Below are 9075 nucleotides of genomic sequence, written 5' to 3' on the forward strand. Positions count from 1 at the left end.
AAGATGTCGACGGAGGCTAGAAGGCGTTCCATACGGGCGATCTCTGCCCGGACCGTGTTGTGAGACTGCATGTGGGCAGTCAGGACCTGCTCGAGGCCGGCGACGGTCTCGGCGGTGCTCGTGAGCTTCTGGGTCGCCTGCTCGTACTGGTGCGACAGGGTGGCGTCGTAGCCATGGCTCACTGCCCCGGCATCGCCTTCTTGGCGTCCTCTGGCAACAAGCTGCTCCACCTCGCGAGTCAGCTGGGAACGTTGCCTGACAACCGCGTCGAGCTCGGCCCGCAAGTCGGTTCTGATGGAGTTGACCTGCTGCTCGCTCCTGGGTGTTGGCAGCTGCAGGTTCTCGCAGACGGCTGCGACGGCTCGGTCTGTGCTGTCATGCACTTCTCGTTCGGCCGCCTGCGCCTGTGCGAGTCGGCGTTGTGCTGCCGCAAGCTCGAAGTCGTGGTTGCTGTACCTGGTCGGGGCGAAACCCAAGAGGTAGCTGATGACGGCTCGCCTCAGAAACTCTTGTTCCTTGTCAGCGAACTGAGTCCACGAGTCCTCGTTGCGGTAGATGTGGCGCAGCACGCTGCGGAACGTCAGAGGTGTGAGCTCGGTGGCGGTGGTGGCCTGGATGCCTTTGGGAATACTGAGGATCGGCCAGCCAAGCTTGTGCAGGATTCGGTCGGAGAACTCGCCGACAGGGAATTCGTCGCCGTCCAGTACGACCTTGTTCTGGCGCCCGTACTGGAGACTGCGCCGGATCTCCGTTGGAGCGCCGTCTAGGGTCAGTTCGACGCTGACCTCTACGTACTCGTCGGCCACGGCCGCCTTCAGGGCCTCGGTCGGACTGTCCCTGTTGCCCAGACAGTAGTCGATGGCCTTGAGCGTGGTGGTCTTCGAGCTGTTCCTGACGCCAGACAGAACGCTGAGGCCGGCGGTGTTGAACGCGTACGTATCCATCTCGCCCGACATGTGCACCAGCGTGACCGACTCGACTCGCAGCCCTTTGCGGGAGGGTGTCGGGGGCGTCGTCATGGCCTGATCTCCTGGTTGTAGGCGAGGTCCGCCACTTCCTCGGGGAAGAGTTGGTAGACAAGGTTCTTCAGGTCGGTCCCGGACCACTGCGCCAGGTTGTCCCTCATGGCGCGGCATCGAGTGACGATGGGCTGGAATTCGTCCATGTCCGCCAGCGCTGCGGCCGCTCGCTTTCCTCCCGAGGTCAAGCGGACGCGCTCTGGTCTGTGGCTGGTGGTGATGGTGATGAGACCGCGGGCCATGAGGAAGGCCAGAAACTGGCGGTAGCGAGGGTCCCAGGGACCGAACCGGTACCGGATCATCGGGGCCTCTACCTCTTCGGGCATCGATGCGCGAAAAGCGTCCTGTCCGCTCAGGGTCTCGGCGAGTTCCGTGTGTGCGCGCTCGAGGAAAGCCGGGTAGCGCAGGAAGAAGTCGAGCTTCGCGAGCTTGGTGCGGCCGGCGATATGAGGACCGGGGGCGCTGCCGCACTCGGCAACCAGGAGCAGTAGCCGCGAGGCGTGAAAGTCTGGCGAGTCGTCGGGGTCCCATGGCCGGTGGGGCGGCGGGACGGCGCTCGCGCCGATGTTATGAAGCATCGGCGTACCGGTTCTGACAGCGGGCGGTGATGTCCGCCAGGACGGCGTGAGCTCGGGCGAGGGACACGGTGCCGCTACTCACCGCGGGGAGGTCTTCTACGCGGGTCAGGGTCTCGAAGTATGCCTCTGAGCCGGCGGGGATGCGTCCGGCACGTCGTTCTGCCATGACGCGTGAGCAGATGGCGTGGACTTCGTCGGCGAAGGCGTCCATCGCCTCGCGGGCTGGACCGAGGCTGGCACGCCAGGCCCGACGGTACTTCAGCGCGTTGTCCAGGTGCCCTACCGCCTCGTCTGACGGGACTCCGGCGACCGCGAGCTTGTCAGTGAGTTTCGTGAGAGGCGCAGTGCTCCCGTCCGGCCTTCGCCCGGTAGCCCGTGTGATCGCTTCGTGGAGCATGTCTTGGAAGTCGCTGGGGCACACCTTGCGTGGCACTGGAGCAAGCGCGTCGCGTGCGATGCGAACTCCGAGCCAGACCAGGACGTCTTCGATGTCAGTGGTCAAGGGCGGCTCCCCCAGAACCTTCGTCACGATCGGTCCGAGCCGACGTAGGGCCCTGTCCTCAACCTGCTCGATCGTGCGGCCCTCAACAAGGACCTCTAGACGGTCGACGCACCAGCCGATGTCGCGGGCATCGGGAAGATCTACGCCTTTGAGCCGAACAATGATGTCGTCACGAATCTTCAACGGGACAGGACCACGCTGCTGTCCGCGATCGACGACGAACGCATGGAAGTCGGCCTGCGGACTCTCGTTGACGATGAAGGTGAACCGAGTCTCGGCTGGAAGAGGTTTCCCGAGGAACAGCTTTCCCAGGTAGCTCGTCTCTGGCTTCTTCGGAATGTCCGGTGCACACACGTTGGCGACACTGTGCCGCTTGCCAGCTTCTTCGATGGTCTTTACCTGGCGGTACGCGGGCACGTCACCGTTCCTACAGACGATGTCTTCCAGGTCCTCCCAGGAGACCTGAGTCCACATGCCCTCATGCATGTCCAGGCAGTCCAGAAGCGTCACCGCGTCTTGGTAGGCGAAGCCGCGCCGACTTCGGCGTCCGCCGTCAGCCGGCGCTGCAGACATCGGCGTTCCGATGAGTCAGGCGCCCGTAAGGCGACACAGAACTGGCTGACGACCCTGTGGCTCGCACCCACACCCCCTAGATCATCCAAGGCGGCCAAGTACACCACCGAGTAACAGAGTGTGGCAATACGCTTGACACTCAGCAACAAAGTTGCCCACCCCACCGCCCCTTGATGGGGCTCGGCGCCGGGAGAACAGCACCGAGGCGCCGGCGACTTCCGTCCCAGCCTCCGCCGCCGGGCTGACGGCGGCGCGGCACGGCGGCCCGGTCGACGCGCAACCCGCTGAGCGCGCTCCGATCCCCGGCCGCGGCCGCGCCGCCCATCCCGCCCGTCCTTTCCTCCTTCACACCAGCCAGGGGACATGGGCAGAGCAGCCGCAACGGGGATGTCAGCAGGCCGACCACGGCAAACCCAGGCGGTGACCTGCGCGAACACGGAGACGTTCCTGCGGGCCGCGCAACACCTAGCGCAACCCTTGGCGCAACATCCAGCGCAACAGACAGGCGCAACCCCTGGCGCAACCCCGTGCTCCTGGTCGGCCGGGCCGTGCGGTCACGCGGCCCGGACGGCTCCGTGGGTGCGGGCGAGGTGGCGCAGCTCGGAGCGTGCCGTCGGCACCGAGGAGACGGCTTCCCAGTGCGGGTGCCACCACAGCCGTACGGACAGGAGCAGCAGGCGGCGGCGCAGGGCGGTCGTGTCGCGGGGGCGGGGTGCGGCGAGTGCTTGGTAGATGGCGTTCCAGGCGGCTTGCGTCTGCACCAGGTCGTCGGGGAAGTCGGTCGCGTCCATACCGGCATTAGATCGCTTGTTCGAATTGCGTGTCGCTTCGGACACGCCTTCCCCGGCGCCCGTGGTCGGGGGCACGCCGCCCACTCGCCGCCGAGGCCGGCCGCGTGTGAGCCCCGGGGTGGGGCTGCAACGCGGTGGCACAACACGGCCAGGAAGCCGGGGCCAGTGTCGCTCGCCCACGCGGGCTACCAGCGGCGCAGGTCCTTGGTGAGTTCGCGGTGCCACTCGGTGCGGCGCGGCACGTACTCGTCAGGCGCCGGTCCGAGCGCGACGACCTGGTCCGTGATCCCGTAGGTGACCCGGTAGGCCAGGACCTGGGTGGCGAGGTCCATCCACTCCTGCGTCTTGTGCGCCGGTGGCACGGAACCGAGCACGGTCACGAACCACATGGGCAGCAGGGCGCGGTCGCGGATCGCGTCAGCCAGACGGCCGCGCAGCAGCCAGTTCAGCTTCCGCTCCGCCTTGTCGCCCTGCTCGATCAGCGACGCCTTCGCCTGCCGCAGAGTGTCGTCCTGGGCCAGTGCGGCCTGGGAGGCTCGGGCGGGGCCAGCCAGTTGCCGGGCCCGCTGATCGTGGCTTGCGGCGAGGGTGTGGGACATGCCGAAGTCCATGACGGCCTGCTTGAACTCGCGGGACGTGCGCGGCTGACTGGCCAGGATGCCGGCGGCCTCCACCACCTTGTCGCGGTGCTCGTCGCGTTCGGCGACCGCGCCTTCGTACTCGCGGACCTTGAGGCGGTGTGCCTCGCGCTGGTGTCTGGGGAGCAGGCCGGAGCGCACGTGCCAGCCGTGGTTGGCGGTCCTGGCCAGCTTCTTCCACTCCGGGTCAATGGTGTCGAGGTCGGCGAGTGGGGCACCGCCCGCGGCGAGCAGGTGGGCTTCGAGGGCCTGGACGCGGCCGGTCAGCCGCTTGAGGGACTGATCGGTGTCCTGGATGTGGCCGCGTACGTCGTCGTCCAGCTCGGTGAGGTCGTTGCGGACGGTGCTGAGATCGTCCTCGAGGCTACGGATGCCGCCACGGATGTCGCGCAGCTCGTAGTCGAGGTCTTCGACCTCCCCCAGCTTCGAACGCAGCGAGTGCAGCTCGTTCTCCACCCCGCCGGTCCGGGTCTCCAGACGGCGGACCTGGTAGCCGTAGTCGTCGCTCACTGCCGCGCCCCCTTCGGGTCGGCGCCCGTGCTGTCCATCACGGACCCGGCGACCAGCATCCAGCCCAGGGCGGCGGCGAAGATGAACCACCGGCTGATCACGCTCAGGCTGATGAGGGCCACCAGGAGGGTGACCACGTGCACGCCGATAGCCCCGAAACGCCGGTCACGGTGCTGTTCGGCATCGACCTTCTGAAAGCAGCCGGCCACCGTTCCCACGAAGTGCGGGACCAGCAGGACCAACCACCAGGTCGAGCGGTCCAGGACGAAGACGAGTGCGATCAGCACGGCTCCGACGGCCGCCTGGCCGCGCCAGGACCATGTCACGATGCGCTCACTGCGCCTGCGCTCGGGTTCGGGTTCGGCCAGACGCTCGGGAATCGTCTTCTCGAACTCCACCAGCTTGCTGGTGACGTTCACCAGCCGGGCGTACTCCACCGCGAACTGGTCGTCGTCGACGTCGTGCTTCAGCACCTCCGCATGGCGAGCGCCGACCTTCTGCTGAATCTGCGTGAACTGCTCCTCGATCTTCTGCTCGGTGCTGCTCACCGAACCACCCCCACCCGCGATGCGACAACGCGCCGACCGGACACTTCCCGCCGGCAGTCGCCGCCAGCCGTCAAACTGATCGACCGTCCCCGCAGTAGTCCGAGACCCGCCGGGCAATCAGATGCGGTGGCCGAAACCCTGCCAGCCGGGCACTGCGTGACGACAGGGGCGCAGGGTTGTGAACGTGCGCCCCGATGGGCCCCGGGGAACTCATGGTTGATCCCCCGAGGCCCGTGGCGTGCCCGCTTTACCAGTAGCAACGGGTGGGGCCCGGTTCCTGGGGGCGGGCAGCAGCACGCTTCTCGTCCGCGATCCGCTGCTGGTCCCGCCGCAGAGCGTCCGCTCGGGCCTCGGGGGTGACGGCCGGTCCGAGGGTGATCGCTTCGGTGCCGGCCACCGTGGCCAGCGAGTACCGCAGGGGCGCTTTGCTGGACCGCGTGGGCAGGTGGAGACGGGCCACACCGGCCGGGAGCTCGGCCCGCAGCGCTCCGTGCCAGCGGATCCACAGCGCGGGGCGGCCGCGGAGTGCTTCGTCGCGGAGCTTGTCCACGGCGGTGCTCTCGTCCGCGCGGTCGATCTCCACGGCGATCAGTAAGCCGTCTTTGCGGATCACGCGCAGGTCAAGGTAGGCAGACCAGGACGGCGACCAGTAGGCGATGCAGCCCCCGTTCTTCAGGCGGGGCGGATCGATGTAGCGCATCTGCGCCTCTGCTCTGCACCTCCACCCCGACGCTCCCACCCACTGCACCACCGCCCCAGTGATGGCCTGAGTCGCCTCCTTGCCGGTCAGACCGGCGAAGGAGAAACCGGTCTCGGACAGGTAAGCGCGTAAGGAGACAGCGAGGATCTCGGACTCGCCGGCCTGCGTCGGTTCATGGGCCATCCGGTGATTCTCCGCTCGCCCACTGACAACGGCCGGAGAGCAAGGGCACGTCAGTGGCGTGCCCTACGGTGCGTGCTCATGACACGTCGCACCCGTTTCCTGGTCAACGAGCACCCGGCCATCGCCGCCCAGTGGCACCCGGACCTGAACGCCGATCTGGATCTGACGCAGATCGGTCCCGGCTCGCACAAGGCTGTGTTCTGGCGGTGCGACGACGGGCACGTCTGGCAGGCGCAGGTCCATTCCCGTGTCGCCGGGACCGGCTGTCCGCAGTGCGCCGGGTACGTGCCCCGTGGCCGGACCACACTCAGCAAGCACTCGCCTGACTTGGTAGCCGAGTGGCACCCGCGCAACGACGCTTCGCCGGACCAGTTCGGGCCCGGCTCGCAGCGCAAGGTCTGGTGGCACTGTCCGGTGGGGCACGAGTACCAGGCGCGAATATCCAACCGCAGTCGCGGTACCGGCTGCCCGGCCTGCGCGAGGGCCGGCCGCAATGCACCGGACAGGCGTTTGGCCGACATGCCCGAGCTGTTCGCGCAGGTGGACCCCGACACCGCACCGGCCGACGTGGCGGAACTGCCGGTCAACTCCCGCGTACGGCTGGGATGGCGCTGTTCCCGGGGCCACCGCTGGGAGGCGAAGGTGAGCCACCGGACCGTCGCCGGGTCGGGCTGCCCGGCCTGCGCCCGGAGGAAGCGTGCTCCCGCTCTGCCCGAGGCGCGGCCGGACCTGGCGGCGCAGTGGCACCCCGAGCGCAACGACGGGCTGACGGCCGAAGCCGTCACCGCTGGTTCGCACCGCCTGGTCTGGTGGAAGTGCACCGTGTGCGCCGGCGAGTTCCGGGCCAAGGTCTTCCACCGCGTCCGCGGCGTGGCCGCGTGCCCCTCCTGCTCCGGCCGGGTGCGCTACCAGGCGCTGTCGCGCGAGAGCCCCGAAATCGCGGCGCTGTGGCACCCGTCCCTGAACGACGCCCTCACCCCGGCGGAGGTGACCGCCGGGGCCAACGTGCCGGTCTGGTGGCTGTGCCCCGCCGGACACGAACCCTGGTCCGCCCAGGTGGCGCACGTCTTCATGGGCAGGCAGGGCTGCCCGCGCTGCCGGAAGCGGACAAGCGTCTCCCGGCAGGAGACGGAACTGTTCGCCGAACTCCAGCTCGTCCTCACCGGCGGAGAGCAGCAGTACCCGCTGCAGACGCCGCACGGCCGCTACCGGCTCGACATGCTCTTCCCGGCGGACCACGACCAGGCCGTGGCCGTGGAGTTCGACGGCTCGCACTGGCACCGCGACGCGGAGGAACGCGATCGGCTCAAGGCGGAGGCCGTAGAACACCACCGGCCCGGCTGGATGGTGGTGCGGGTACGTGAGGAACCGCTGCGACCGACCCGGCTTGGCGACGTGGTCGTGCCGTACCTGGCGGACCCGTTCACGGCCGCCAGCATCGTTGTCGAGCACCTGATGCCGCTGGCTTCGTGGCCCGACGACACCTGTCAGCGTGCGCGCGCCTATCTCAAGGGCGGGCGCCGTCTGGGAGCTGCGCTGGCGCAGCGTCTGATCAACGAGTGGCAATCCGCTGCTCCACCGGCCGATGACCGGCCCGCACCTCAGTCCATCTCGGGGCGGATCGAGGGCGTGCAGTCTGCCTTGTGGTGAGGGCCGGGCTACTCGGCCACGTTGTCGGGGTCAGGCAAGTGGGGTGGGAAGTGCCGCTCAAGGATCTCCACCCATCGGTGCAGGACCACGAAGCCGGTGGCGTCGGCCTGCGCCTGGACCAGCTCGGTCAGCGCGTCGACGAACGGCTGATTCGCCGCGCGATGGCGGCACGCGCGGAGGCCCCGGCCGACGCGCAACCGGCTGAGCGCGCCCCGATCCCCGGCTGCGGCCGCGCCGCCCATCCCGCCCGTCCCTTCCTCCTTCACTCCAGCCAAGGGACATGGGCAGAGCAGCCGCAACGGCGATGTCAGCGGGCCGACCACGGCAAAACCGGGTGGTGACCTGCGCGGACGCGGGGACGGTCCTGCGGGCCGAGCAGCAGATAGGCGCAACCCTTGGCGCAACTCAATGACCTCAACCTCGCGTTCCAGCAGCGCGCCACGCGCCGCCCAACGGCGCTTGCCGCTCCACCGGCCGGGCAGCACCGATCGCCCGGCCCCGCACGGCCCCGCCGCCGAGCGAGACAACCGCGGTCACCCGCCGAGCAGTTGCCGAAGGGGCCCTGGGGCAGGCCGGCGGCAGGTTGGTCATCGTCAGCCTGAAGTCTCGGCACGGCCGCCAGCAACACACAGACAGCAGTTGAACAATCAAGTATTGGTTGACTGGCAGTCCAGGGCCGATGCCAAGGTCTCCGCTCCTGCAAGCCCGCCGTCATGTGCGGGCGCGCTCGAGCGCGGCCTGCTCGCACACTCGCATACCCGACAGGAGTTTCCCGTGCCTCGTACAGCCAGAGTCCTCAGGAGCATGAAGGGTGCCACCCGGCGCTCCCTGGCGGTCGGCGCCGTCTCCCTCGGCGCCGTCGCCACGGCCGTGGCGGGTGCCACACCCGCCGCCGCGTAGAGTCCTGGCACTCAGCACTGGGGCAACGTCACCTGGTACAATAACTCCGGGGTCACCAAGTGCGGCGGGAATCACAACTTCAACACCGAGCTCGTGGTGTCGGTCTGGACGCGTGTGTTCGCCAACGGCTCCGCGTGCGGCCGGAAGATGCTGGTCATGGGCAACGCCGACGGGAGCTGGTCCGGCGGGGCCGTCAGCGTGACGGTCGTCGACGAGTGCCCTCGTTGTCAGCCGGACCAGATCGACCTCAGCATCCCGGCGTTCCAGCAGCTGCGCCCGCTGAGCACCACCGTCTTCCACACCACGTGGATCGAAGGCAGCTGACTCTTCTCATCGGTGCGACAGCACGTACGCCAGCACCGCCCGCTGCACTCGCCCGAGTCCTCGTGACACGCCTCCAGTGTCCCGCACTGCCCGGGTCTGGGAAACGAGCCCTTACGGCGGTGTCGGCGTGATCGTGGCGAGGGTGTTGGGCATCGCAGC

The 9075-nt window shown here is 68.4% G+C and carries 9 protein-coding genes and 1 pseudogene; 2 read left to right on the plus strand and 8 right to left on the minus strand.

Annotated elements, in window-relative coordinates:
• The 7 genes from ABZ490_RS51615 to ABZ490_RS51645 all read right to left on the minus strand — a co-directional run.
• Positions 1–1019 (minus strand): hypothetical protein (locus ABZ490_RS51615; RefSeq protein WP_359007854.1); only part of this gene is annotated, 1019 nt, incomplete at its 3' end.
• Positions 1016–1597 carry a hypothetical protein gene (locus ABZ490_RS51620; protein ID WP_359007857.1) on the minus strand — a complete coding sequence of 194 codons (582 nt, stop codon included), beginning with the start codon at positions 1595–1597 and terminating at the stop codon, positions 1016–1018. The genes ABZ490_RS51620 and ABZ490_RS51615, both read right to left, overlap by 4 nt.
• On the minus strand, positions 1587–2672 hold the full coding sequence (locus ABZ490_RS51625) for a dsDNA nuclease domain-containing protein (protein WP_359007860.1): 1086 nt from the start codon (positions 2670–2672) through the stop codon (positions 1587–1589). The genes ABZ490_RS51620 and ABZ490_RS51625 overlap by 11 nt, the downstream gene beginning before the upstream one ends.
• A 554-nt stretch (positions 2673–3226) precedes the next feature.
• On the minus strand, positions 3227–3463 hold the full coding sequence (locus tag ABZ490_RS51630; RefSeq protein WP_359007863.1) for a hypothetical protein: 237 nt from the start codon (positions 3461–3463) through the stop codon (positions 3227–3229).
• A 185-nt stretch (positions 3464–3648) separates the two neighbouring features.
• Positions 3649–4611: a hypothetical protein gene (locus ABZ490_RS51635; protein WP_359007866.1), complete on the minus strand. Its 963-nt coding sequence runs from the start codon at positions 4609–4611 to the stop codon at positions 3649–3651.
• Positions 4608–5159 carry a hypothetical protein gene (locus ABZ490_RS51640; protein ID WP_359007869.1) on the minus strand — a complete coding sequence of 184 codons (552 nt, stop codon included), beginning with the start codon at positions 5157–5159 and terminating at the stop codon, positions 4608–4610. Before ABZ490_RS51640 ends, ABZ490_RS51635 begins: the two co-directional genes overlap by 4 nt.
• A gap of 247 nt (positions 5160–5406) precedes the next feature.
• Positions 5407–6042: a hypothetical protein gene (locus ABZ490_RS51645; protein ID WP_359007872.1), complete on the minus strand. Its 636-nt coding sequence runs from the start codon at positions 6040–6042 to the stop codon at positions 5407–5409.
• A 78-nt stretch (positions 6043–6120) separates the two neighbouring features.
• Between ABZ490_RS51645 and ABZ490_RS51650 the strand changes: the two genes are divergently transcribed.
• Entirely contained in the window at positions 6121–7692 is a 1572-nt protein-coding gene (locus ABZ490_RS51650; RefSeq protein WP_359007875.1) for a zinc-ribbon domain-containing protein, read from the plus strand.
• Positions 7693–7700: 8 nt separating this feature from the next.
• Here the strand turns inward: ABZ490_RS51650 and ABZ490_RS51655 are convergent, their stop codons facing one another.
• Positions 7701–7958 carry a hypothetical protein gene (locus ABZ490_RS51655; protein ID WP_359007878.1) on the minus strand — a complete coding sequence of 86 codons (258 nt, stop codon included), beginning with the start codon at positions 7956–7958 and terminating at the stop codon, positions 7701–7703.
• A 670-nt stretch (positions 7959–8628) separates the two neighbouring features.
• Between ABZ490_RS51655 and ABZ490_RS51660 the strand changes: the two are divergent.
• A pseudogene (locus ABZ490_RS51660) lies at positions 8629–8916 on the plus strand (RlpA-like double-psi beta-barrel domain-containing protein); the annotation flags it as partial.
• Positions 8917–9075: the final 159 nt, after the last annotated feature.

The organism is Streptomyces sp. NPDC005811, assembly GCF_040630405.1.
Taxonomy (GTDB): domain Bacteria; phylum Actinomycetota; class Actinomycetes; order Streptomycetales; family Streptomycetaceae; genus Streptomyces.

Excerpts from the sequence above, each read along its gene's own strand:
- ABZ490_RS51620 (WP_359007857.1), bottom strand. The coding sequence starts at position 1,597 with ATGCTTCATAACATCGGCGCGAGCGCCGTCCCGCCGCCCCACCGGCCA.
- ABZ490_RS51625 (WP_359007860.1), bottom strand. The coding sequence starts at position 2,672 with ATGTCTGCAGCGCCGGCTGACGGCGGACGCCGAAGTCGGCGCGGCTTC.
- ABZ490_RS51630 (WP_359007863.1), bottom strand. The coding sequence starts at position 3,463 with ATGGACGCGACCGACTTCCCCGACGACCTGGTGCAGACGCAAGCCGCC.
- ABZ490_RS51645 (WP_359007872.1), bottom strand. The coding sequence starts at position 6,042 with ATGGCCCATGAACCGACGCAGGCCGGCGAGTCCGAGATCCTCGCTGTC.
- ABZ490_RS51650 (WP_359007875.1), top strand. The coding sequence starts at position 6,121 with ATGACACGTCGCACCCGTTTCCTGGTCAACGAGCACCCGGCCATCGCC.